Source organism: Nocardiopsis sp. TSRI0078, from assembly GCF_001905145.1.
Lineage (GTDB): Bacteria > Actinomycetota > Actinomycetes > Streptosporangiales > Streptosporangiaceae > Nocardiopsis.
On sequence record NZ_LWLB01000033.1, the window covers coordinates 187,673 to 211,335 of the forward strand.

18 protein-coding genes are annotated in these 23,663 nt (G+C 72.4%); 8 read left to right on the forward strand and 10 right to left on the reverse strand.

Annotated features, from left to right (window positions below; genetic code table 11):
• The first annotated feature begins 7 nt into the window (after positions 1–7).
• Complete coding sequence (locus A6A08_RS20065) at positions 8–259, forward strand: DUF397 domain-containing protein (RefSeq protein ID WP_073704168.1); 252 nt, start codon at positions 8–10, stop codon at positions 257–259.
• A 20-nt stretch (positions 260–279) separates the two neighbouring features.
• Here the strand turns inward: A6A08_RS20065 and A6A08_RS20070 are convergent, their stop codons facing one another.
• Genes A6A08_RS20070 through A6A08_RS20095 form a run of 6 tightly spaced genes read right to left on the reverse strand, consistent with a single transcriptional unit; the run spans position 280 to position 7,975 of the window.
• Positions 280–2,292 (reverse strand): tetratricopeptide repeat protein, encoded by a 2,013-nt coding sequence (locus tag A6A08_RS20070; protein WP_073704169.1) that lies wholly within the window; start codon positions 2,290–2,292, stop codon positions 280–282.
• Positions 2,293–2,325: 33 nt separating this feature from the next.
• Positions 2,326–3,627 carry a DUF58 domain-containing protein gene (locus A6A08_RS20075; RefSeq protein WP_073704170.1) on the reverse strand — a complete coding sequence of 434 codons (1,302 nt, stop codon included), beginning with the start codon at positions 3,625–3,627 and terminating at the stop codon, positions 2,326–2,328.
• Positions 3,627–4,610 carry a MoxR family ATPase gene (locus A6A08_RS20080; RefSeq protein WP_073704171.1) on the reverse strand — a complete coding sequence of 328 codons (984 nt, stop codon included), beginning with the start codon at positions 4,608–4,610 and terminating at the stop codon, positions 3,627–3,629. Before A6A08_RS20080 ends, A6A08_RS20075 begins: the two co-directional genes overlap by 1 nt.
• Positions 4,611–4,668: 58 nt before the next feature.
• A complete protein-coding gene (locus A6A08_RS20085) occupies positions 4,669–5,874 on the reverse strand; it encodes a DUF4350 domain-containing protein (protein ID WP_073704172.1) in 1,206 nt (401 codons plus the stop codon).
• Complete coding sequence (locus tag A6A08_RS20090) at positions 5,871–6,500, reverse strand: DUF4129 domain-containing protein (RefSeq protein WP_073704173.1); 630 nt, start codon at positions 6,498–6,500, stop codon at positions 5,871–5,873. Before A6A08_RS20090 ends, A6A08_RS20085 begins: the two co-directional genes overlap by 4 nt.
• Positions 6,497–7,975: a glycerophosphoryl diester phosphodiesterase membrane domain-containing protein gene (locus A6A08_RS20095; RefSeq protein ID WP_073704174.1), complete on the reverse strand. Its 1,479-nt coding sequence runs from the start codon at positions 7,973–7,975 to the stop codon at positions 6,497–6,499. The genes A6A08_RS20090 and A6A08_RS20095 overlap by 4 nt, the downstream gene beginning before the upstream one ends.
• A gap of 420 nt (positions 7,976–8,395) precedes the next feature.
• On the opposite strand from A6A08_RS20095, the gene mtrA reads away from it, so the two are divergent.
• From mtrA to hpf, 6 genes are all read left to right on the forward strand, one after another.
• Entirely contained in the window at positions 8,396–9,073 is a 678-nt protein-coding gene (gene mtrA, locus A6A08_RS20100) for an MtrAB system response regulator MtrA (RefSeq protein ID WP_017570965.1), read from the forward strand.
• A 16-nt stretch (positions 9,074–9,089) separates the two neighbouring features.
• Positions 9,090–10,910 carry an MtrAB system histidine kinase MtrB gene (gene mtrB, locus A6A08_RS20105; RefSeq protein ID WP_073704175.1) on the forward strand — a complete coding sequence of 607 codons (1,821 nt, stop codon included), beginning with the start codon at positions 9,090–9,092 and terminating at the stop codon, positions 10,908–10,910.
• Complete coding sequence (locus tag A6A08_RS20110; RefSeq protein WP_073704176.1) at positions 10,907–12,793, forward strand: LpqB family beta-propeller domain-containing protein; 1,887 nt, start codon at positions 10,907–10,909, stop codon at positions 12,791–12,793. The genes mtrB and A6A08_RS20110 overlap by 4 nt, the downstream gene beginning before the upstream one ends.
• An 88-nt stretch (positions 12,794–12,881) precedes the next feature.
• Positions 12,882–13,724 (forward strand): maleylpyruvate isomerase family mycothiol-dependent enzyme, encoded by an 843-nt coding sequence (locus A6A08_RS20115; protein ID WP_073704390.1) that lies wholly within the window; start codon positions 12,882–12,884, stop codon positions 13,722–13,724.
• A 294-nt stretch (positions 13,725–14,018) separates the two neighbouring features.
• Positions 14,019–14,771: a ComF family protein gene (locus A6A08_RS20120; RefSeq protein WP_378701224.1), complete on the forward strand. Its 753-nt coding sequence runs from the start codon at positions 14,019–14,021 to the stop codon at positions 14,769–14,771.
• Between the two features lie 697 nt (positions 14,772–15,468).
• Entirely contained in the window at positions 15,469–16,137 is a 669-nt protein-coding gene (gene hpf, locus A6A08_RS20125) for a ribosome hibernation-promoting factor, HPF/YfiA family (protein WP_073704177.1), read from the forward strand.
• A gap of 259 nt (positions 16,138–16,396) precedes the next feature.
• Here the strand turns inward: hpf and A6A08_RS20130 are convergent, their stop codons facing one another.
• Complete coding sequence (locus tag A6A08_RS20130) at positions 16,397–16,921, reverse strand: hypothetical protein (protein WP_073704178.1); 525 nt, start codon at positions 16,919–16,921, stop codon at positions 16,397–16,399.
• Positions 16,922–17,359: 438 nt separating this feature from the next.
• On the opposite strand from A6A08_RS20130, the gene secA reads away from it, so the two are divergent.
• On the forward strand, positions 17,360–20,212 hold the full coding sequence (gene secA / locus A6A08_RS20135) for a preprotein translocase subunit SecA (RefSeq protein WP_073704179.1): 2,853 nt from the start codon (positions 17,360–17,362) through the stop codon (positions 20,210–20,212).
• Positions 20,213–20,326: 114 nt separating this feature from the next.
• On the opposite strand, the gene A6A08_RS20140 is transcribed toward secA, so the two are convergent.
• From A6A08_RS20140 to A6A08_RS20150, 3 genes are all read right to left on the reverse strand, one after another.
• The gene (locus A6A08_RS20140) at positions 20,327–20,821 is read right to left on the reverse strand and encodes a DM13 domain-containing protein (RefSeq protein WP_242422744.1); all 495 of its coding nucleotides are present in this window, start codon (positions 20,819–20,821) and stop codon (positions 20,327–20,329) included.
• 315 nt (positions 20,822–21,136) lie between these two features.
• Positions 21,137–22,636: a PTS transporter subunit EIIC gene (locus A6A08_RS20145; RefSeq protein WP_073704180.1), complete on the reverse strand. Its 1,500-nt coding sequence runs from the start codon at positions 22,634–22,636 to the stop codon at positions 21,137–21,139.
• 45 nt (positions 22,637–22,681) lie between these two features.
• Positions 22,682–23,419, reverse strand: a complete 738-nt coding sequence (locus A6A08_RS20150) for a GntR family transcriptional regulator (RefSeq protein ID WP_073704181.1) — start codon at positions 23,417–23,419, stop codon at positions 22,682–22,684.
• Positions 23,420–23,663 lie beyond the last annotated feature (244 nt).

Sequence of the window (23,663 nt, forward strand, 5' to 3'; positions counted from 1 at the left end):
CGGGGCTATGGACACCGACGTGCCCCGCTGGTTCAAGAGCAGTCATAGCAGCTTCGAGGGCGGTTGTCTGGAGGTCGCCTTCACCAGCTCCAGCCGGTTCAGGAGCCGCTACGGAAGCTTCGAGAGTGGCGCATGCGTCGAGGGGGAGTTCGCCGACCGTCCCGTGGTGCTGGTGCGGGACACCCAGAACCGGGAGGACGTGGTGCTCGATGTCGGTGTGGGCGAGTGGGCGGAGCTGCTGCGTCTGCTCACGGCCTGACGGGACGACCCTTGGCGATGTCATTCCTCGTCGAGCTGACGGAGGGACCCCTCCCTCTGCTTCAGTGCCAGCAGGGTGTGGGGGTGGTCCTCTCCTAGCAGTGACGTACGTACCTCGGCCACGCGGCCGAACATCATGGCGGCCGCCGCGTGGTCTCCGCGAGCGGAGGTGACCCGAGCCAGGTAGTAGTCGGACATGACCGTGTCCGGGTGCCGTTCGCCCAGAGTGCGCGTCCGGGCCCGACGCACCCGCTGAAAACCGTCCTCGGCGGTGTCCAGGTCGCCTTTGAGCATGCGGACGTAGGCCAGGTTCTCCAACGCCTGCAACGCAGTCGGGTGCTCGTTCTCCTCCCCATGGGCCTCCCAGAGGGCATGGAACTCCGCCGCGGCTGTGTCCAGGTCGCCGAGCATCCCGGTCATCAGGGCGAGCTGGTGCCGGGTGCTCAGGGTGTCGGGGTGCGCGGGCCCGAGCACGGCTGCCCGGTCGCGGTACACCGACCGGTAGACCTCCTCAGCCTCCTCGATCCGCTCCTGCGCACGAAGAGTGTCTCCCAGTTCGTGTCTGGCTCGGAGAGTGGCCGGATGCTTCTCTCCCAGGAGCTCTACCGCTCTCGCCAACGCCGGTCGGATGACGTCGAGCGCGAGCTCGGGAAAGCCGAGTACGGTCAGAGACCGGACACCGGACACCATGCTGTCGATCAGGACTGGGTCGTCCTCGGAGCACAGCCGGGTGTACAGCTCGGCGATCGTGGAACGGGCGCGTACCTCGAAGCCCAGATCCTGGTCGCGCTGCCGGTCGAGCAGTTTCCGGGCCTCGTCGAGCAGGGGGAGGTCCGCCTCCCCGAACCCGGCGCGGACGGTCTCCGAGACCAGCGGATGCAGGCGCAGCGCGGTCTCGTCCCGGAGCGAAACGACGGAGACCAGTCCGTGGACCGCCAGCGCGTTCACGGCTCTGGCCAGACCGGCTTCGTCCAGGGGTCCGAGAACGCCGCCGTCCAGCTCCGGGAGGGGCAGGCGGCGCAGGGGGACGGACGCGGCGTCCGGACCCAGCACGGACAGCAGCCTCAGCAGCGGAGCGGCCGTGGGCTCCCTCTCCGCCACCAGCCGCAGGGACAGCTCCCACACCCCCGCCAGCAGCCCGCGCTCGGCGTCGGTGCCGCTGACGAGGGGCGCGGCCAGCTCGTCCAGCGTGCCGATGCCCCCGTCGAGCCGCGCCAGCAGCGCGTGCGCGTCGGGGAACAGCACCCGGTGCGTGGCCAGGATGCGCCCGGCCAGGTGCAGGGCGAGCGGCACCCCGCCCAGACGTCCGGCCAGCTCCGCAGCACCCGGAAGCTCCGTGAGCCCCGCGTGGTCGGCCAGGGCCGCGGCCGCCGCCGACACCTCCAGCTCACCGACCCGGTGCACCCGCGCGGGCGCCCACTGCGCGGGGTCGTCCACCCGGCTGGTCACCAGCACGAACCCGCCCGGGCTCGCCCGCATCCACCCCAGGTGGTCTCCCGGCCGGTTCTCCGGATCCAGCTCCTCGGGCCGGTCGGCGTTGTCGATCACCAGCAGCCACGGCCGGGGAGCGGCGTCCAGGTGCCGCCACACCCACCGCGCCGCCTGATGCCGGGCCCCTTTGACCTGCTCGGCCTCCCGCCGGGAGCCGCCCACCTCCACGGCGGCCTCGACCATGCTCGCCTCGACGCTTCCGGGCCGCACCCAGAACACCGTCCACCCCCGGGCCCGCGCCCGCTCGGCCAGCGCCGCCGCCACCGTGGTCTTGCCGAAGCCGCCCGGCCCGGTCAGCACGTGCGGAACCGGCGCGCCCGTCTCCATGGCCTCGCCGAGGGCCTCCAGGAGCTCCTCGCGGCCGCGCACGGCGGTCGCCGGCCGGGGCGGGTCCAGGGACACGTCCGCGGGCGGCGGAGGCGGCGCCGGGGACGCATGGACGGTCACGCCGCCGTGGATGTCGCGCGCCTGGATCAGCTGACCGTGGACGGCACCGGAGGAGGCGTTGCGATGGGCGTCGGGGGGAGGGGCCATGTTCCCCATACTGCCCGCACGAGCGCCGGTCCGTAAGGTCTCCTACAGCCTTCCCCGCGCCTTGAGGTTGATGTAGGCGTCGGCCAGCGCCGGCGCGATGTGCTCGGGGTCGGCGTCGACCACCTCCACGCCCATCCGGCGCAGCTCCGCGGTCACCCGGCGCCGCTCGCCCAGCGTCCGCTCGGCCGCCGCCGCCCGGTACAGCGCGTCCGCGCCACCGCGCTCGGCGGCCATCCGGTCCACCGCGGGGTCCCTGACCGCCGCCACCAGCAGCAGGTGCCGGGAGGTCAGCGCGGGCAGCCTCGGCAGCAGCCCCTCCTCCAGGGCCGCCGCGTTCAGGTCGGTCAGCAGCACCACCAGCCGCCGGGTCCGCCCCTGCGTGCCCAGGACGGTCCCCACCAGCCCCGCCGGATCGGACTCCACCAGCTCCGCCTCCAGCGGCGCCATGGCCTCCACGATCCGGCCCACCTGGCTGCCCTTGCCCGACGAGCGCACCTGCGCGCGCGTGCGCCGGTCGTAGGCCATGAAGTCCACCCGGTCGCCCGCCTTGCCCGCCAGCGCCGCCAGCAGCAGCGCCGCGTCCATGGCGTGGTCCAGGCGCGGGGTGTCGCCCACCCGCCCGGCCGACGTGCGCCCGGTGTCCAGCACGATGAGGATGCGCCGGTCCCGCTCGGGCCGCCACGTGCGCACCACCACGCCCTCGCCCCGGGCCGTGGCCCGCCAGTCGATCGACCGCACGTCGTCTCCGGGCACGTAGTCGCGCAGCGAGTCGAACTCGCTGCCCTGACCGCGCACCATCGCCGTGTGCTGGCCCTCCAGCTCGCGCAGCCGCGACAGCTTGCCCGGCAGGTGGCGCCTGCTGTGGAACGGGGGCAGCGTGCGCACCGTCCACGGCGCCGGCAGCGTCCGCTGCCTGCCCGCCAGCCCCAGCGGTCCCACACTGCGCAGGGTCACCCCGGCGGCCCGGGCGTCGCCGCGCCGTGTCGGGGTCAGGGTGGTCCTCACCCGGCGCCGCTCCCCGGCGGCCACCCGCAGCGGCTGCCTGCGCGGCGCGGCGCGCGCGCTCGGCGGCCAGGCGTCGCGCACCGATCCGCGCAGGTTCCGCCGCGTGGGGTTGGCGACGGTCACGGACACCGTCGCCGAGTCGCCCAGGCGCAGCGACGTGTCGCCCTCCCGGGACAGGCGCATCGCCTTGGGGCTGGCCGCCAGCACGACGTCCACCGCCAGCAGCGCCACCAGCACACCCATGGCGACCGCGGTCACCTCGGCACCGATCAGACCGGACAGCGCCACCGCGACCGTCGCCGCCAGCGCCAGCAGGACCGCCCGGCCGGTGACCACCATCAGCGCGGCACCGGGACGGAGGCGAGCACACCGTCCAGGATTCCGTCGGTGGTGGCCCCCTCCAGCTCGGCCTCCGGGCGCAGCGAGATCCGGTGCCGCAGCGTCCCCTTGGCCAGGGCCTTCACGTCGTCGGGGGTGACGTAGTCGCGCCCCGACAGCCACGCCCACGCCCGGCTGGTGCGCAGCAGCGCCGTCGCACCGCGCGGGGAGGCGCCCAGCTGCAGCGACGGCGACTGCCGGGTGGCCCGGCACAGGTCGACGATGTAGCCCAGGACCTCGGGCGCCACCCGCACCCCCTCCACGGCGAGCCGGCCGGCCCGCAGCTCGGCGGCGCCCGCCACGGGGCCCACCCCGGCCGCCTGCAGGTCGCCCGGGTCGAAACCGGCCGCGTGGCGGCCCAGCATCTCCACCTCGGCCTCCCGCGGGGGCAGGGGGATGGTCACCTTCAGCAGGAAGCGGTCCAGCTGCGCCTCGGGCAGCGGGTAGGTGCCCTCGTACTCCACCGGGTTCTGGGTGGCGGCCACCATGAACGGCTCCGGCAGCGCGGCGGGCCTCCCCTCCACGGTCACCTGCCGCTCCTCCATGGCCTCCAGCAGCGACGCCTGGGTCTTGGGCGGGGTCCGGTTGATCTCGTCCGCCAGGAGCAGGTTGGTGAAGACCGGTCCCTTGAGGAACTCGAACTTCGCGGTGTGCTGGTCGTAGACGAGCGAACCCGTCACGTCACCCGGCATCAGGTCCGGGGTGAACTGCACCCGCTTGTGGTCCAGGGACAGCGCCGCCGACACGGTGCGCACCAGCAGCGTCTTGGCGACACCGGGCACGCCCTCCATCAGTACGTGGCCGCGGCACAGCAGCGCCACGACCATCGCGGTCACCGTCTCGTCCTGGCCCACGACCGCCTTGGCCACCTCGCGGCGCAGGGCGACCAACGCCGCACGCGCCTCGTCGGCGGATGGCAGTGCCTCGGGTGTGAAGGCGCTCACGTGCCGTCTACCTCTCTCGATACCTCAGTGGTCGTTCTCCGGTCCGCGCGCACGGGCGTCACCGCAGCCTCCGAGCGCGTTCGTCGAGCTCGTCGGCGAGCCGGACCAGGGAGTCGTCGTCTCCCGCGTACGGGTCCGGCCGCCCGGGGTGGAGCAGGGACCGCAGGTGCCCGGGATCGTCGCCGGTCCGCTCCGCGACGGCCGCCACGACCGCCTCGGGCGCGGCGTCCGCGCTCAACCCGAGCTTGGGCACCGTCCGCTCCAGGAACCCGGAGCGCAGCGCGGCCGCGGCCCGGTCCCGGGCCTTGCGCGACTGGTACAGCCCCGCCCGGCCCTCGGTGGTCTCCGAGGCGCGCACCACCACGGGCAGTGACTCGGAGACCAGCGCGCCCATCCGGCGGCCCCGCCACAGCGCCAGCAGCGCCAGTGTCGCCACCAGCGGGACCAGGGACCAGCGCAGCCCCGACGGAAGCAGCTCCCACAGGCCGGCGCCGCCCTCCTGCTGGGGCGGGTCCGGGCGCAGCCACACCACGTCCTCGGCGGCCAGGAGGTTCAGCGCCAGCGCGGCGTTGCCCGCGGTGTCGAGCGCGGTGTTGGTCAGCGGCCTTCCGGTGCCCAGCACCGTGGTGGTCGTTCCGTCCCCGCGCACCCGGACCAGCGCGTGGCCGTCCTCCGCCGGGTAGCAGCCCACGGCGCCGGAGGGCGCCGTGTACAGCTCGCCGGCGACGTGGGCGTCGCCCGCAGCCTCGGCGGCCGGCAGGTCGCACCCGGGGGAGGGGGCCGTCTCCAGGAACCCCTCGGACTCCTCACGCCCGGTCATCTCGACCCCGGGCGCGAACGCCTCCAGGGACCGTGTGGACGGCCGGACGAGGACGGTGTCCACGTCGAGGGCGGCCAGGGAGTCCAGCTCCTCGGGAAGCAGCCGGTGGTCCAGGAAGACCGCCAGCACCGTGTCGTCGCCGGCCGCCGCCACGGCCTCCTCGGCGGCGGCCGAGGAGCGCGTCACGTGCACGTCGCGGTCCTGCTCCAGCACGTTCACCAGCGCCCGGGTGCCGTCGGGGGAGACGGACTCCGGCTCCAGGTGTCCCGTGGGGAACCGCTCGGCGCCCAGGGACAGCAGCACCGACACCGTGACGAGCGCGGCGACCACGGCGGCCGGGACGCGCACCGAGCGCCACACGCGCAGGGCGCGCGAGCCCTCGGGCGGCGGCGTGCGGTCGGGCGGGGGAGCCTGGGGCGGCGCGGCGGGGGCCTCGGCCGTCATTCCCTCACCTCCTCGGCGGGACGGGCGGCCCGCAGCCGCGCGTCCAGCTCGCGCAGCACGCGCGCGGAGTCGGCGGTCGCCGGGCGGTCGCCGTAGGCCACGTCGTTGAAGATCCGGGCGCCCTCGCGCAGGCCCCCGGCCTCGCCGGGCAGCACGGCGGAGGCCTCGGACGCCAGCTCGGTGGCGGTGCGCCCCGCGCGCGGGGTGATGACCGCCCTGTCCTCCAGGTCCACGCTGATGGCCCTCAGCCTCTCGGTGACGGCGGCGGCGAACTCGCCCGCGGCCTCGTGCCGGTCGGCGGCGGCGCGGTGGTCGGTGGCCGTCATCGGCGCGCTCTCGTGCACGGGCGGACCCGCCGCGCGGCCGCGGGACGGGCGCAGCCAGAAGACCAGCCAGACCACCAGGGCCGCGACCACGGCCAGGACCGGCCCCAGGACCGCCCAGCCGCCGACGAACTCCGGTGCCCCTTCCGTGAACCCCGCGATCAGGTCGCCGAGCCAGTCGAGGAAGCGGTCGATCAGCGACGGCTCCTGCTCACCGTAGAGGGGGTCGCTCAGCTCCTCGACGGCGCGGCGCCGCCCCTCCTCACGGGACACCTCACCGACGGCTGCGAGGTGTGTCCTCACGTCCGCGGCTCCGGCAGGTAGATCTCCGGGCCCGCCTCGTAGCCGGCCAGGGCGGCCTCGTGCAGCCTCAGGTCGAGGCCCTCGCGGCGCATCCGCAGGTCCACGTAGAGCAGCGTCGCCACGCCCACGGTGAAGGGGGCGGTGACCGAGGAGACCAGTACCTCGCCCACGTAGATGACGGCGCCCGCCACGACGGCGGCCCAGGTCTCACCGGGGGCGGCGAAGCTGGGGATGACCGCGACGATGCTGAAGGGCGTGCTCAGCAGGCTGCCGACGAAACCGATGAGGACGGTGGCCAGCAGCACGATGCCGAAGACCCGCCACCAGCTGCCCTGTGTCAGGCGCCAGGAGCGGGCCAGGGCCCCGCCTACGCCGAGGCGTTCGAGCACCACGACGGGCATGGCGAAGTAGATGCGGACGTAGATCCAGGCGGCCAGCGCGATACCGCCGCCGAACCCCAGGACCACCGCGGCGATGATGACGGCCACGCCGACGGCCTCGCTGCCCGAGGCGGCCAGGAAGATGCCCAGGAACAGGCCGACGAGTCCCACCACCGTGATGACGAGGGTGAGGCCGAAGAAGATCAGCAGCTGCAGGAGCGCCAGGCCGACGACGGCCCCGATCCGCCCCTTCACCGCGGCCCAGGCCTGCGACGGGTTGAGCTTGCGGCCCAGGACGGCCATGCCGATCACGGCGGTGAGCAGCCCGGTGATCAGGACGGTCCCGGCGTAGCTCAGGAGTGTGCCGCCGTACAGGGCGATGATCGACCAGGCGCTGAACGGCAGCGGGTCCTCGGGGTCGACCGAGGCGGGGTCGTTCATGGCCTGGTCGAGGAAGATCCCGTAGTCGGACATGTAGCCGCTGAAGCCGACCGAGCTGACGATGCTGGCGATCGCCATGACGACCAGCGAGAGCCCGACGGTGGTCCTCGGGTTGTTGCGGATGACGCTGAACGCGCCGTTGAGGATGTCCCCGAGGGTCATCGGGCGCAGCGCGACGACCCCGGGCTTGGGCGCGCGCGGCCCGCCGTGGGGGGCGCCGTGGCCGTACGGGGACTGCTGCCCGTGACCGGGGGGCGGGCCGTACCCCGGGGGAGCCCCGGCGTACGCCTGCTGCTGTCCGTACCCGTACTGCGCGTACTGGCCGGGAGCCTGGCCGTACCCCTGCTGCCCGTAACCGGCCTGGTCGTACTGGCCCGGGCCGGGAGTCTGGCCGTACCCCTGCTGTCCGTACCCCGGCTGTCCGGGGGGCTGCTGCTCCGGACCCGGTCGCCACCCGTGGTGCGCCTGTCCTCCCTGCCCGGGCGGTGCGAACTCCGGCTGCCCTCCCGTGCCCGCGGCGGGCTCGGAGGGGTCCTGGCCGGGCGCCGCCCAGCCACCGGGCTCCGGTGGGGGAGCGGACTCGGGAGTTCCACCGCCGCCCGGCCCGTCCGGGGAGCCCCCCGACGTGTCCCGGTGGTCGTCCTCCTGGGTCATCTGCCCCGCCCTCCATGGGGTTCGTTCGCACCGCGTGAACGGGTCGGCGCGATTCCTGCCGTACGGAAAACCAACCTACCCGCCGGTTCCACCGCTCCTCAGCGGTGTTGGGGTGTATACAGGCTCAACCCACCCACTTCATTCCTTTTGTATGCTTTCTGTTATCAACAGGCCAAGTCGTGAGGGTTCACGGGCCAGTTCAGCAGGGCCGACGCGCCTGTGGCCGCGACCGGTCGGCAAGGACCGAAAAACATCGACCACTCTCCCAACACCGCCCGAAGGTGGCAAGGTGGGGAGAAGAAGCAGTTCTTTGCGTCGAGGGCGCACCGAACGTTTGTGCCGCTGAGTGTTTCCAGAGAGAGGAGTAGGCGCCGCCTACCCGCCCGCGGGCGGGTCTGACTCCCGGCGCCGGACACACCGATGAAGGGACGTGTACTGGTTGTCGACGACGACCTCGCCCTCGCCGAGATGCTCGGTATCGTTCTGCGGGGCGAGGGGTTCGAGCCCTCGTTCGTGCATGACGGAGACAAGGCCCTGGAGGCCTTCCGCGAGACCAAGCCCGACCTGGTCCTCCTCGACCTGATGCTGCCCGGGGCCGACGGGATCGACGTGTGCCGCCAGATCCGCGCCGAGTCCGGTGTGCCCATCGTGATGCTCACGGCCAAGAGCGACACCATCGACGTCGTCCTGGGGCTGGAGTCCGGCGCCGACGACTACATCGTCAAACCCTTCAAGCCCAAGGAGCTCGTGGCCCGCGTCCGCGTGCGGCTGCGCCGCACCGAGGAGCCCGCTCCCGAGGTCCTGCAGATCGGGGACATCACCATCGACGTCGCCGGGCACGCCGTGCGCCGCGACGGCGAGCAGATCAGCCTCACCCCGCTGGAGTTCGACCTCCTGGTCGCCCTGGCCCGCAAGCCGCGCCAGGTCTTCACCCGCGAGGTGCTGCTGGAGCAGGTCTGGGGTTACCGGCACGCCGCCGACACCCGCCTGGTCAACGTCCACGTGCAGCGCCTGCGCGCCAAGATCGAGAAGGACCCGGAGCATCCCGAGGTCGTCGTGACCGTCCGCGGTGTCGGCTACAAGGCCGGTACCGCCTGATCCCACCGAGCCTCACATGACCGCAGGTACACCCGAGGAGGAGCGGACGACCGCCTCCGAGGGGCAACGGTCCGGAGCGTCCTCCGGACCGCCCGAGACCGGGGGACGCTGGCGCGACAGCGGCACGGGGCTCACCCGTGCCTACCTGTTCGCCCAGCGTGCCGCCCGCGCCCTGGTACGCGGCGTCCACACCAACTGGCGCCGTTCGCTGCACCTCAGGGTCATCTCCACCACCCTGGTGCTGTCCCTGGTGGTGATGGCGGGCCTGGGGTACGTCCTCATCTCCCAGGTGCGCAGCGGCCTGCTCGACGCCAAGATCGCCACGGCCGCCACCGACCACCGTGCCGGGCTCGGCTACGCGCTCACCGAGCTCCAGGAGAACGAGACGGCGGACCGCAAGCGGCTCCTGTACGACCTCGCCAACGAGCTCACCAGCCGCAGCGGCGACACCGGTCTGTACAGCGTGGTCATCCTGCCCTCGGTGGGCGACGAGATCGGATGGGCCACCGGCGAGGGCAGCGTCCCGAAGCGCCTCATCGACCAGGTCCGCCGGTCCGAGGTCGACGATCAGCAGTACCACACGTACACGCGCATCACCACCGAGGACGGCGGCACCGAGGAGCCCGCGCTGGTGGTCGGATCGCAGCTCACGCACGCCTACGAGCTGTACTACCTCTTCCCGCTCCAGCACGAGCAGGAGATCCTCGACCTGGTCCAGAACACGGTCGCCCTGGTGGGGATCCTGCTGGTCATCCTCCTCGGGCTGATCGCGTTCGTCATCACGCGGCAGGTGGTCACACCGGTGCGCTCGGCGGCCCAGTCCGCCGAGCGGCTCTCCTCCGGCGACCTGACCGAGCGCATGACCGTGCAGGGGGAGGACGACCTCGCCAGGCTGGCGCTGTCGTTCAACGACATGGCGGGCAACCTCCAGGAGAAGATCCAGGAGCTGGAGGAGCTGTCCAAACTCCAGCGCCAGTTCGTCTCCGACGTCTCCCACGAGCTGCGCACCCCGCTGACCACGATCAAGATGGCCGGGGACGTGCTCTTCGACGAGCGCGAGGAGCTCGACCCCACCATGCGCCGTTCGGTGGAGCTGCTGCAGGGCCAGGTGGAGCGCTTCGAGGAGCTGCTCGCGGACCTGCTGGAGATCAGCCGCCACGACGCCGGAGCCGTCACCCTGGGCATCGAGTCCCTGGACATCCGGGACGCGGTCATGAAGGCCGTCGGCGACGCCGAGCAGATCGCCGAGCGGCGCGGGATCAAGGTCATCCTGCGCCTGCCCGCCGAGCCCTGCACGGCCGAGTACGACGCCCGCCGGATCAACCGCATCCTGCGCAACCTGGTGGTCAACGCCATCGAGCACAGCGAGGGCCGCGACGTGGTGGTCACCGCCGCGGGCGACCGCGACGCGGTGGCCGTGGCCGTGCGCGACTACGGGGTGGGCCTCAAGGAGGGGGAGGAGCACCTGTGCTTCGACCGCTTCTGGCGCGCCGACCCGGCCCGCGTGCGCACCACCGGCGGCACCGGCCTGGGGCTGTCCATCGCCAAGGAGGACGCCATGCTGCACGGCGGCTGGCTCCAGGCGTGGGGCATGCCCGGACAGGGCTCCCAGTTCCGGCTGTCGCTGCCGCGCCGCTCCGGCGCCGAGCTGCGCGGGTCCCCCCTGCCCCTGGTGCCGCCGGAGATCGCGCTGGGCCGCAGCTTCGCCCCGTTCGCGGGCGAGGGCGGCAACGGAGCGGCCCGTGCCGAGAGGGTCCCCTCCAGGGGCGACCAGGGCGCCACGGACAGCGGTGACAGGGGAGCCGACCAGCGTGAGGACGAGGAGAACCTGTCATGAGCGCACCGAACCGCTTCGGCCGCGCCGCCCGCTCCTGCCTGGCCGCGGCCGTGGCGGGTGTGTCCATGTCGGCGTGCGCGTCCGTCCCGATGACCGGCCCCGTCGTGACCAGCGACGGCAACGGCGCCGAGGGCGACCCGTACGGGGGCTACGTGCGCCTGCTGCCCGCGGGGCCGCAGGAGGGCGTGGACCCGGCGGGCCTGGTCAGCGGCTTCCTCCAGGACATGGGCAGCTTCGAACAGGACTACGCGGCCGCCCGCAGCTACATGCTGTCCGAGACCCGCCAGGAGTGGTCACCGGACGGCACGGTCAAGGTCTTCCCCGACCTCGACACGGTCGACCTGGACACCGAGATCAGCACCGACGGGCTCACCGCCACCGTGCGGATGCGCAGCTCGCTGGTGGCCACCATCGACGAGGGCGGCAAGTACCTCCCCGGCGACCCCGAGAGGCTGCTCGACGAGACGTTCGTCATGGCCCGCGAGGACGGCTCCCTCGAGGGGGAGTGGCGCATCCAGAGCCTTCCCGAGGAGCTCATCCTCAGCAGGCTCGACGTGGAGCGCACCCACCGGCCCTTCAACCTGTACTTCTTCAACCCCGAAGAGAACGCCCTGGTCCCGGACCCGGTCTATCTGCCGGTGAGCAACGACGACCTGGCGGAGCGCCTGCTGCGCAGGCTCATCAGCGGGCCCAGCGACTGGCTGGACCCGGCGGTGCACTCCTCCTTCCCCGAGGGGACCCGCGCCGCTCCGGACGCGGAGGAGGAACGGGTCTCCGTCAACGTGACCAGCAGTGGCGAGGTCGACGAGTTCGGCATGGGGGCGCAGATCGCCTGGACCCTGCGCCAGCTGCCGGAGATCCAGGAGTTCACCCTCAGCGTGAACGGCTCCGAGGTCGACTTCCCCGGATCCGAGGGGGCGAGCGCGGACCGGCCGCGCCCGGGCAGCGTCTACTGGGCCGACGTGAGCCCCGGGGTGACCACGACCGAGACACGCGCCTACTACTCGCACGAGGGCCGGCTGTGGTCGGCCTCGGACTGGGACTCCGACACCTTCGGCGAGGCGGACCCGGTCCCCGGCCCCCTGGGCACGGGGGAGGTCCCGCTGGAGCAGTTCGCTGTGTCGCTGGACGAGCGGACCCTCGCCGGGGTCACCACGGGCGGCGGCGAGGTGGTCACGAGCCCGATGACCTCGGGCGCCGCGGTCCGGGAGGTCCTGTCCGACGGGACCTTCACCGATCTGTCCTGGGACGTCGACGGCGACCTGTGGGTGGTCGAGGAGATCCCCGACGAGGACGAGGGCAACGAGGAGGACGACGAGGACGAGGAGGAGACGACGGACGAGCCCGCCGATCCCCCCAACCTCAACGGCACCCAGCCCGCGCCGGACGCCACCGCCCTGTGGCTGCTGCGCGGCGGCGAGGAGGTCGTGCGGGTGGACGTGTCCGACCTGGGCGGCCCGCTGGTGGACTTCCAGATCGCGCGGGACGGCACCCGTGCCGCCGCGGTGACCGAGGTGGACGGACGGCGCTCGCTCCAGGTGGGCCGCGTGGTCGAGGGCCCCGACGGACAGGTCCTCCTGGAGTCGTTCGTGCCCCTGGCCGGCGAGCTGGAGCAGATCACCGCGGTCTCCTGGCGCTCGGCCGACCAGCTGGTCGTGCTGGGCAGCCGCGAGGGCGGCACGAGCCAGGCGCTCCTGGTCTCCCTGGACGGGGGCACGTCCTCCGCCAGCGCCGGATCCCCCGTCGCGAGCATGGTGACGATCTCGGGCGCCCCGGGGCAGCCGCTGATCGCCGGTTCGGACGACGGCAACGTCTGGATCTCCAACGACCCGCTCAACTGGCAGCCCGCGGGAGAGGGCGGCTCGCCCACCTTCCCCGGCTGAGGCGTGCCCTTTCGCGGGGCGGGCGGCACCGCCCGCCCCGGAGGAGACCGGGATGCGCCGCACGGGGCGGCCTGGGATCGTGGGGCCCATGAACGACCTCACGCGGCTGGGTGCCCCGATCGACGCGCGCCCCCACCTCGCCCGGGAACGGGAGTCCCTGCTCGCGCTCCTGCGGAGCCTCGGCCCCGCGGAGTGGGAGGCCGAGGCCGTGCCCGGGTGGAGCGCGCGCGACGTGGCCGCGCACCTGCTCGGCGACGACTACTGGCGCATCGCGGGGATGCGCGACCGCTACCGGGCGGCCCCGGCCCCGGCGCCCGGGGAGCCGCTGGCGGCGTTCGTCCACCGCAACAACCAGGAGTGGGTGCGGGCCACCGCCAGGATCAGCCCGGAGGCGCTGGTCCAGACCCTGGAGATGACCGGACGCGAGGTGGTGGGGCTCTGGCGCGCCGCGGACCCGCATGTCCTGGGCCTCGGGGTCTCCTGGGCGGGCGCCGACCCGGCGCCGGTCTGGCTGGACTGCGCCCGCGAGCTGACCGAGCACTGGGCCCACCGCCAGCAGATCCGGCACGCGACCGGGCGGCCCACCGACCCCGGGCCGCAGGGCGGCCTGGTGCTGGACACCCTCATGCGCGCGCTGCCCCACACCCTGCGGGACACCCCGGCGGAGACGGGAACGCGCGTGCGCGTGGCCGTGGACGGCCCGGACGGCGGGGAGTGGACCGCCACCCGTACCGGTGCGGGCTGGTCGCTGGCGCACGCCGGCCCCGGGCCCGGCGGCGCGCCCGCGGCGACGGTGCGGTGGGACTTCGAGACCGCCTGGCGGCTGTGCGTGCGCGGGATCGGGCCCGAGGAGGCCGCGCGAAGGGGCGACCTCTCCGGGGACCCCGGGCTGGCCGGGGCCTGCTGCCGGATCGTGTCGATCATCCGCTGACCCGCGCCGCCCCGCTTTCGGGCCTGTCGTCCGCGGGCCGCTCGTGCGGCGGTGGGCTTCCGTGGGCCCTGCGGTGTGCGGTCCTCGCGGATGTCGAAGTGCATGCCGCCCCTGAGCCGGGGCGCTGCGACCGCCACCGGAAACCGGGCCCCGAGGCGGTCGTCCGCGGCGGGGCCGTCCCCGAGGCGGGCGCTGCCTCGCTGCCTCGTACCGGGACGCCCGTCCGCGGCCGCCGTCGTCCACAGGTCCCGGAAGGGGCTGGTGAAGGCCGGGGCGGGAGCCGATCCTGGACTGGTGAACGACGCGATCCGCCGTACCGGCGTGCTGCGGCGGATGCTCGCCGCGCTGCTCGACCTGCTCCTCCCGCACCCCTGCGCCGGGTGCGCGGGCCCCTCGGGGCCGCTGTGCGGGGACTGCCTCGCCGTGCTGGAGCGCCGCCCCCTCCGGTGCGCGCCCCGGCCGGGCTGCCCTCCCGTCTGGGCGGCCGGCCCCTACGCCGGGCACCACCGCCGCGTGCTGCTCGCCTACAAGGAGGGCGGCGCGGACGCCCTGGCCGCGCCGCTGGGCGAGCGGTTGGCCGCCGCCTACACCGCGTCGGGGCTGGCCGCTCCGGGCACCCTGCTGGTCCCCGTTCCCGGCCGCGGCCCGCCGCGCGACCCCCGCGCCCCGGTCACCCGGCTGGCGCTCACCTGCCTGGCGGACGCGGGCGGCGCGGACGCCGGAAGGGTGGTGCCGCTGCTGCGCTACCGGGGTCGGCGCCGGCGCCAGGCCGGCCTGGGCCGGGCCGAGCGCCTGGCCAACCGGGCGGGCGCCTTCGTCGCCGACCTCCCGGGAGCCGGCGCGGCGGAGTCCGGGGCGGCTCCCGGGGGAGCGGCGGTCGTGGTGGACGACGTCCTCACCACGGGCGCCACGGTGGCCGAGGCGGCCCGCGCCCTGCGGGCCCGCGGGATCAGGGTGGCGGGAGCGGTGGTCCTCGCCGAGCGCCTTCCCGAACGTGCGTCCGGCGGGGTGCCGGGCCGGGCAAGAAGGTTTTACGAAGCCACGTGAGCAGGGGAAAAGTCCATGTACACAGGGATTTGCGATGGTTACCGGCGAGTTGAGCGGGTGATCACTACCTGACATCCTCGTCAGGACAGGTTACGGTCACGGTATGGCACCCGTCCGGGTCCGTGGTTGCGTCGGAGAGTCTGAGCCCCCGGGAACACCGGGGCGCCACTCCGGCAAGCCGATGCCAGGCGCAGGCGAAACGGCCCACGTAAGGCGACTTTTCGTCGACCGATCACGGTGCGCCTTAGAGGTAAGTCCTGCCCCGCGGAGGGTCCAGATGTCCCTCATGACAGGGAGAAGAGCAGTAGTCGCGTACAAGAGCGGCGACACTCTCAGCAGGCGGATGTGGGGACGAAGACCAGGTCGGCCGGACGGGTGGCATCCCACCATCCGGGAGTCCGCCAACGGCGGGCTCCCGGGGGCACTCCCCCCCATCCCCCGGGGCCACTCTGCCCTGGTTGTGGCAGAAAGCCCTTTTCCCAGTTCGGAGGCCGTCACCAATCGTGTCCATGGGGCGCGTGATGACGGCGCCCATGGTGGGTATACGCACTTCCAACCAAGCCGTGCCCCCTACAGGACCGGGGCACCAGCGGAAGGGGGCTAGCGCGGGACACCCCTTTCGCCCCCCTGGCGGCGGAAGGGATGCAGAGCAGCCTGGCCGTCGCCACGGCGGCGGCCACGCGATGAAGGGGGTCCTATGGACATCATCGTCAAGGGTCGACGCACCGATGTGAGTGAGAAGTTCCGACAGCACGTCGACAACAAGCTCGACAGGCTCTCCAAGTGGGAGAAGAAGGGCATGATCGTCGACGTGGAGGTGTCCGAAGAGCGCAACCCCAGGCTCGCCGACGTCCGCGAGAGGGTTGAGCTGACCATCCGGACCAACGGTCCGGTCATCCGCAGCGAGGCCGCTGCATCCGACCGCTACGGTGCCCTCGACCTCGCGATCGACAAGATCGAGGCCCGTCTCCGCAAGGCCGCGGACCGGCGCAAGGTCCACCGCGGCAACCACAGCCCCGTCTCCGTCGCGGCAGCCACCGCCGACCTCCCCGGAGACATGCCCTCGGTCACCGCCACCGCCACGCAGGCGCCCCCGGCCCAGCGCAGCGGGGAGGAGGCCGACGGTACCGAGGCGGGCGGAAGGTTCTCCGACGAGTTCGTCGAGCTGGAGACCCAGGGGGAGGCCCCCGTCATCGTGCGGGAGAAGTTCCACCGGGCCAAGCCCATGAGCATCGACCAGGCGCTGATGGAGATGGAACTCGTCGGCCACGACTTCTACCTCTTCCACGACGAGGTCAAGGACGCCCCGAGCGTCGTGTACCGGCGCAAGGGCTTCAACTACGGCGTGCTCAGGCTGGTCGACTAGATGACGTCCCCGGGGCCCGGCCTCGCTTCGCGGGCCCCGTACCCGTAGGGGCCCCGGGGGCCGCGCCCGACCGGTGAAGGCCCGTGTTCGCACGGCCGCCCGCCGTCCGACGCCTTCGGCGCGGTCCCCTTCCGGCCCCGCCCCCCGCGCGAGAGCGGGCAGTCCCCCCGGCGGGCGACACGCCCCGCCGACGACACCGCCGCGGCGGATCCTCCCGGACCCGCCGCGGCGGTGTGCTTCGTCGTGGCCGTGGGTGCGGCTACTCCGGGCGCCCCTCGGATTCCTCGTGCTTGATCCGGTGCAGCGGGGTGTCGTGCGGCTCCTCCGACTCCTGACGGGGCGTGTCGAGGACGACGTCGCTCATCATGTCGAAGAACAGGGCGACCGCACCCGCCGCGAGCAGCAGGACCCCGGCGATCACCAGAAGGGTCACGGACATCCCCATGACGATGCCCAAGGCGCCCACGGTGAACCCGGCGCAGGCCAGCACCACCGCCACCCAGGAGCTCAGACGCCCCCGGTGCGCGTTGCTCGGTGCCATACTGCCGCCCTGGCGCTGAAAGCCCTGGATGCGCCCGAACCGGCTGTCGCCGTCGGGATGCTCCCCCTCCCAGGCCAGCGCCGGGTCGTCCTCGACCGGGTCACGCCGCAGGACGGGTGTCTCACCGACCACCTCCTTGGCGACGTCGTCGGGAGAACGCGGGGAGGGTGTGGTCAGATCCTTGGCGTCGGGAGCCTTCCTGTCCTCGGCTCCGCGGCCCTTCCTGTTTCGCTTCGTTCGCATGGTGATCCCCCTGGGAACACGTTCGCGTTCGACGGGCCGCGGCCGTCCGACCGCGGCCGCCCTCCTGTGGGATGCCTACCCACGAAAGCCGGAAGGCATCGGGGACGGTGGGCAAACGGCGGGAAAGTTCCCGCGCCCGGGCCCGGAACGGCGCTCCCACCGGTACCGGGTGCCGCGGAGGCCCCGTCCACCATTCGGCTCCCCGTGCGTGTGACCTGCGGGAACATATCAGCCGGTTTGCTTCGTTCCTCAGAGGGAAACGTGCGGGCGGACCCCTCTCCCGAGAGGGTGGGGTGTATGGTTCGCGTCCTCTAGGATGTAGGCCCGAGGGCCCAGGAACCCCCCGCCGTCCTCCGCGGCCACGGGAAAGCGGTCAGCGGGCCCAGAGGGTCTCCACACGCGTGGAGCCAACCGCGATCTGCGAGGAGCGCATAGGAAGTGCCAGGGATACTCAACAAGCTCCTGCGCGCGGGTGAGGGAAAGATCCTGCGCCGGCTCAACAAGCTGAAGGACCAGGTCAACTCACTCGAGGACGACTACGTCGACCTCACCGACGAGGAGTTGAGGGACCTCACCCGGGAGTACAAGGAACGCTACGCGGACGGCGAGTCTCTGGACGACCTGCTGCCAGAGGCCTTCGCGACCGTCCGCGAGGCGGCCAAGCGGACCCTGGGCCAGCGCCACTTCGACGTCCAGATCATGGGCGGTGCCGCGCTCCACCTCGGCAACATCGCCGAGATGAAGACCGGTGAGGGCAAGACCCTGACCGGTACGCTCGCGGTCTACCTCAACGCCCTCGCGGGCGAGGGCGTGCACGTCATCACGACCAACGACTACCTGGCCCGGCGCGACGCCCAGAACATGGGCCGCGTCTACCAGTTCCTCGGTCTCGACGTCGGCGTCATCAGCCCCCAGATCACCGCGGCCGAGCGCCGCAGGGCCTACCAGGCCGACATCACCTACGGTACGAACAACGAGTTCGGCTTCGACTACCTGCGCGACAACATGGCGCTCTCGCTCAAGGACACCGTCCAGCGCGGGCACTTCTTCGCCCTGGTCGACGAGGTCGACTCCATCCTCATCGACGAGGCCCGTACCCCGTTGATCATCAGCGGCCCCTCCGAGCAGAACTCCCGCTGGTACGCCGAGTTCGCCAAGATCGCCCCGCGCCTGAAGCGCGACACCGACTACGAGGTGGACGAGAAGAAGCGCACTGTCGGCATCACCGAGTCCGGTGTGGCCAAGGTCGAGGACTGGTTGGGCATCGACAACCTCTACGAGGCCGTCAACACCCCGCTCATCAGCTTCCTCAACAACTCGCTCAAGGCCAAGGAGCTCTACAAGCGCGACAAGGAGTACATCGTCAAGGACGGTGAGGTCCTCATCGTCGACGAGTTCACCGGTCGCGTCCTGGCCGGACGCCGGTACAACGAGGGCATGCACCAGGCCATCGAGGCCAAGGAGCGCGTCAAGATCAAGGACGAGAACCAGACGCTCGCCAAGGTCACGCTCCAGAACTACTTCCGCCTCTACGAGAAGCTCGCCGGTATGACCGGTACCGCGCAGACCGAGGCGGCGGAGTTCTCCCAGACCTACGAGGTCGGCGTGGTGCCCATCCCCACCAACAAGCCGATGATCCGCGAGGACGTCAAGGACGTCGTCTACAAGCACGAGGACGCCAAGTTCCAGGCGCTCGCCGAGGACATCGCCGAGCGGCACGAGGCCGGCCAGCCCGTCCTGGTCGGCACCACCAGCGTCGAGAAGTCCGAACTGCTGTCCCGGATGCTCAAGCGCGAGGGCGTCCCGCACGAGGTCCTCAACGCCAAGAACCACGCCCGTGAGGCCGCGATCATCGCCCGCGCGGGCAAGCTCGGCGCGGTCACCGTCGCCACCAACATGGCCGGTCGCGGTACCGACATCATGCTGGGCGGCAACCCCGACTTCCTCGCCGACGAGGAGCTCCAAAGCCGCGGCCTGAGCCCGCTGGAGACCCCGGAGGAGTACGAGGCCGCCTGGCCCGAGGCGCTGGAGAAGGCCAAGGCCGACTACGAGGAGGAGCACCAGAAGGTCGTCGAGGCGGGCGGCCTGTACGTGCTCGGCACCGAGCGGCACGAGTCGCGGCGCATCGACAACCAGCTGCGCGGCCGCTCCGGCCGCCAGGGTGACCCGGGTATCTCCCGCTTCTACCTGTCCCTCCAGGACGACCTGCTGCGCCTGTTCAACAGCAGCCGCCTCGAAGCGTTCATGAACCAGCTGAACATCCCGGACGACCAGCCCATCGAGTCCGGAATGGTCAGCAAGGCGATCGCCTCGGCGCAGGGGCAGGTCGAGACCCAGAACTTCGAGATCCGCAAGAACGTCCTCAAGTACGACGAGGTCCTCAACCGGCAGCGCAAGGTCATCTACGCCGAGCGCCGCAAGGTCCTGGAGGGCCAGAACCTGCGCGACCAGGTCGTCAGCATGCTGGAGGAGGTCCTGCGCGGCTACGTCGTGGAGGAGACCGCCGCCGGCGACCCCAGCGACTGGGACCTCGACAGGCTCTGGCGGGCGTTCAAGCAGGTCTATCCGATCAGCTTCACCGTCGACGAGTTCATCGAGGAGAACGGCGACCTCCACACGCTGACCACCGAGATGATCGCCGACCGCGTGGTGGAGGACGCCAACACCGCCTACGAGGCGCGTGAGGCGGAGCTGGGCGAGGAGGCCATGCGCGAGGTCGAGCGCCGGGTCATTCTGCAGGTCATGGACCGCAAGTGGCGTGAGCACCTCTACGAGATGGACTACCTCCAGGAGGGCATCGGGCTGCGGGCCATGGCGCAGCGCAACCCGCTGATCGAGTTCCAGCGCGAGGGCTTCGACATGTTCCAGCAGATGCTGGAGGCCATCAAGGAGGAGTCGGTCGGCTACCTCTTCAACGTCGAGGTCCAGGTCCGCAAGAAGGAGGAGGCCTCGCTCACGCCCGCCGCCGCGGCGCAGACCGCCGCGGCCGTCGGCGGCTCCGCCAGTGCGACGGCCGTCGCCACCGCGGTGGAGGAGGGCGAGGAGTCCGAGGAGGCCAAGGAGGCAGCTCCGCCCGAGGAGGAGGCCGAGCCCGCCGAGGACGTGGTCGTCCCCGGTTTCGGCGAGGGCCAGCCCGACAGGCTCCAGTACTCCGCGCCGAGCGAGGACGGCACCGTCGAGCGGCACAGCGAGACCGCAGACGAGTACGCCGGCACCGCGCGCAACTCGCCCTGCCCGTGCGGCTCCGGAAAGAAGTACAAGAAGTGCCACGGTGACCCGGCCGCCAAGTAGGCGGCGGTAGCCGAAACGCGCGTGGGCGCGGCCCCTCACCAGGGCCGCGCCCACGCGCGTTCGTGTGTCCGGCTCGGGCGGGCTCCTGGGGCCCCGGGGCCGGCCCGGACGACGTCAGAGCCGGACGGGCGCCGAGCCGAAGGCCACCGAGAAGCGGTCGCACCAGATCACCACGCTGGTCATCCCGCCGAGGTCGGCCTCCGGCAGGATCTCGTAGTCGGCGTCCCCCTCGTCGCCCTTGAGCGGGCCGAGCGCCACGTGACGCCCGTCGCGGTACTTGGACCAGTCACCGCCCGCCTCCTGGTCGGTGATCCACACGTGCAGGTCGGGGCCGTCGCTGGTGGCCAGGTCCGTCAGGCGTACGTGACGCGAGCCGTCGGCCGGTTCCAGCACGGTGGCCGTACCCGAGGTCCCGTGCTCCTGGGTGAGGAACCCGCCCTCGCCCAGCACCACGGGCCCGGTGTCCTCGTCCGACCCGGCCTCCTCGCCCGGTTCGGACGACTCCGCCGACTCGGCAGGCGCCGACGGTGCCGCGACAGGGGGTGCCTCCCGCACCGTCCGGGAGGTGAGCAGCCGCCAGGGCTGGAACGCCCACAGTCCGATCGCCACCAGGAAGCAGGGCCGGCCCCGCCGCGGACCAGAGCAGCAGGGGGCGCCGACCGCTCGTCGAAGTACCGTTCCTCGTCATACCGCCTCTTTCGCGTGGGAGCTCACCGCCCCGTGTTCGGAGCCGGGGGTCCCGAGGCGACCTCCGAGGCGGGGTGTTCTTCCGCGGGAGGGCGGGAGGGGACCGGGACCCCCTCCACGCCTGCGGGCAGAGGTGATGAGGGGGCGCGGGACCCCCTTGCCGAGCCTTGTACTCCAGCGTCCCAAGGGCGGCCCCGCCGCACCAGACCGTTCTCCGTCCTGTGGACGGCCCCGGGGTCAGCCGGAGGAACCCGGCCCGGAGCCCTCCGACGGGTCCTTCGCCCCCGGCGGCCTCCCGGAGCCCGGGGGGTCCTCGCCGGTGTTGGTCTCGGTGTGCGCCCGCACGGTCTCGCCCGGGTCGTCCGGGTCCTGCTCACGGCCCGGGGTGGGCAGGTTGAACCGGGTGATGAGCACGTAGAAGATCCCGAAGTAGAGCGCGAAGTAGACCAGCCCGAGCAACAGGATCAGTCCCAGCCCGGTCGTGTTCTCCTTCGTCGCGTTCAGCAGCAGGTCGATCAGTCCCGCCGAGAACCCGAAGCCCAGGTGGGCGTCCAGCGCGTTCAGGACCGCCATCGAGACGCCGGTCAGCACCACGTGCACCGCGAACAGCGCCGGGGCCACGAAGATGAACGCGAACTCCACCGGCTCGGTGATACCCGTCGCGAACGCGGTCAGCGCCGCCGGGATCATGATCGACCCGATCTGTGCCCGCCGCTCCTTGTGGGCCGTCAGCCACATCGCCAGGGCCGCGCCGGGCAGGCCGAACATCAGCACCGGGAAGAACCCGGACAGCAGGCCGCCCGCGTCCGGGTCGCCGGCGAAGTACCGGGTGATCTCGCCGTGCGTCACGGTGCCGTCGGGGGCGGTGTAGGTGCCCGACACGAACCAGATGAACGAGTTCACCACGTGGTGCAGGCCCATCGGCAGCAGGAGGCGGTTGATCACGCCGTAGGCACCCGCGCCCAGCGCGCCGGCGCCGATGATGCCCTCGCCCAGGTCCTGGATCCATCCGCCGACGACCGGCCAGACCAGGCCCAGCGCCACACCCATCAGCAGACCGGCCAGCGCCGTCACGATCGGCACGAACCGGCGGCCGCCGAAGAAGCCCAGCCAGGTCGGCAGCTTGATCCGGTGGTAGCGCTGCCACAGCAGGGCCGCGACCAGGCCCACCGCGATGCCGCCGAGCACGTCGGTCGGGTTCTTCACCGCGTGGTTGATGACCGGCATGACCGCGTTCACGGCCTCCGGGTCGGTCACCGGCTCCCGCGTCACCGGGTCGACCGGCAGGGGATAGGTGGTCAGCCGCGACCCCAGGTCACCGGTGGGGCCGTCGAAGGTCACCATCGTCCACGTGGCGACCCGGTCGAACACCAGGTATCCGACCACCGCGGCCAGCGCGGTCGATCCGTCGGCGCGCTTGGCGAAACCGATCGCCACACCGATCGCGAACAGCAGGGGAAGGGCCTGGAACACCGCGTCGCCCGCGGTGCCGACGGCGCCCGCGACCGGTTCCATCCACCCCATCCCGGGGAACCCGGCCAGGCCGTCGGCGCCGAGCAGGTCGGGCTGGCCGAGGCGGAGGAGGATCGCCGCGGCGGGCAGTACCGCGATCGGCATCATCAGGCTGCGGCCGAGCCGCTGGAGGACGGCGAGGGTGGAGGAGGGGCGCTTCGTCCTCCTCGCGGTGCCGCCCGGCGGTTCCGGCGCGGCTGTTGCGGGGTTGTGGTCCGAACTCATGGTGGGGGGTCCTCCCTCGGACACGCGCCTCGTGGGCGCGGGGCGTCAGTCGCCGTGCCGCCGCGGGTCCAGCCGGGAATGCAGCTGGTAGCGGTCGGCGCGGTAGGTGGACAGTGCCAGTTCCACGCACTGTCCCTTGGTGAAGCTTCGGCGCTGCATCACCAGCACCGGGCTTCCGGCGGGCAGGCCAAGGAGCCGTGAGTCCGCCGAGTCGCAGATTCCGGCCTCGATGGTCTGTTCCCCGGAATCCAACAGGATGTCGAACTCGTTTTCCAGCACTTCGTAGAGGGACCGTTCGGCGAGGTCGAAGTCCTCCAGGCCCGGGACCATGGCGGCGGGGATGTTGGAGCGCTCCACGGCCATGGGCTCGTCGTCGGCGGTACGCATGCGCTCGATGTGGTGCACCAGGGTGCCCGGAGCGATGTCGAGCATGCGGGCGGTGTGCCCGCTCGCCGGGATGACCTGGCGGATCAGCTCGCGCGCCCCGGGCTCGAAGCCGCGGGCGCGCATGTCCTCGCTGAAGGAGGCCAGTACCAGGGACATCTCGATCTTGGGACGGGCGATGAAGGTCCCCTTGCCGGGGACCCGGTACAGCCGCCCCTCGGCCACCATCAGGTCGATGGTCTGGCGGACGGTCATCCGCGAGAGCCCGTAGGTGGCGCTGAGCTCGCGCTCGGAGGGGATCATGTCGTCCACGCCCAGCCCCGCCTCGGTGATCCAGTCCAGGAGGAGGTCGCGTAGCTGGCTGTACTTGGGCAGCGGGTTGCTGGGGTCGATCGACATGGGCGGGCGGCCTTCTCGGTCGGCGGGTGGAGTTGGCGTCAGACCTTAGCGCGGGACGGGCCGCCCGCGCTCCGGGTACCCGGCCCGGGGCCTGTGCCGGGGCACGACGGACATAACTGGTATAGTCCGGACTAGACCACAGCTGCGTTCGCGTGTCAATCCGCCCGGGAGCAGGCGGTTCGCGCCGTTGCCGGGACTCCGGGAGGCGCGCTCTCCCCGGTCCGAAGGGCGTCCGGTCCGGTCC

Bases quoted from the DNA above. Each gene is read 5' to 3' on its own strand.
- A6A08_RS20115 (WP_073704390.1), top strand. From the start codon at position 12,882: ATGAACGACCTCACGCGGCTGGGTGCCCCGATCGACGCGCGCCCCCAC.
- A6A08_RS20110 (WP_073704176.1), top strand. From the start codon at position 10,907: ATGAGCGCACCGAACCGCTTCGGCCGCGCCGCCCGCTCCTGCCTGGCC.
- A6A08_RS20150 (WP_073704181.1), bottom strand. From the start codon at position 23,419: ATGTCGATCGACCCCAGCAACCCGCTGCCCAAGTACAGCCAGCTACGC.
- A6A08_RS20070 (WP_073704169.1), bottom strand. From the start codon at position 2,292: ATGGGGAACATGGCCCCTCCCCCCGACGCCCATCGCAACGCCTCCTCC.
- A6A08_RS20075 (WP_073704170.1), bottom strand. From the start codon at position 3,627: ATGGTGGTCACCGGCCGGGCGGTCCTGCTGGCGCTGGCGGCGACGGTC.
- A6A08_RS20085 (WP_073704172.1), bottom strand. From the start codon at position 5,874: ATGACGGCCGAGGCCCCCGCCGCGCCGCCCCAGGCTCCCCCGCCCGAC.
- mtrA (WP_017570965.1), top strand. From the start codon at position 8,396: ATGAAGGGACGTGTACTGGTTGTCGACGACGACCTCGCCCTCGCCGAG.
- A6A08_RS20095 (WP_073704174.1), bottom strand. From the start codon at position 7,975: ATGACCCAGGAGGACGACCACCGGGACACGTCGGGGGGCTCCCCGGAC.
- A6A08_RS20065 (WP_073704168.1), top strand. From the start codon at position 8: ATGGACACCGACGTGCCCCGCTGGTTCAAGAGCAGTCATAGCAGCTTC.
- A6A08_RS20130 (WP_073704178.1), bottom strand. From the start codon at position 16,921: ATGCGAACGAAGCGAAACAGGAAGGGCCGCGGAGCCGAGGACAGGAAG.
- A6A08_RS20145 (WP_073704180.1), bottom strand. From the start codon at position 22,636: ATGAGTTCGGACCACAACCCCGCAACAGCCGCGCCGGAACCGCCGGGC.
- hpf (WP_073704177.1), top strand. From the start codon at position 15,469: ATGGACATCATCGTCAAGGGTCGACGCACCGATGTGAGTGAGAAGTTC.
- mtrB (WP_073704175.1), top strand. From the start codon at position 9,090: ATGACCGCAGGTACACCCGAGGAGGAGCGGACGACCGCCTCCGAGGGG.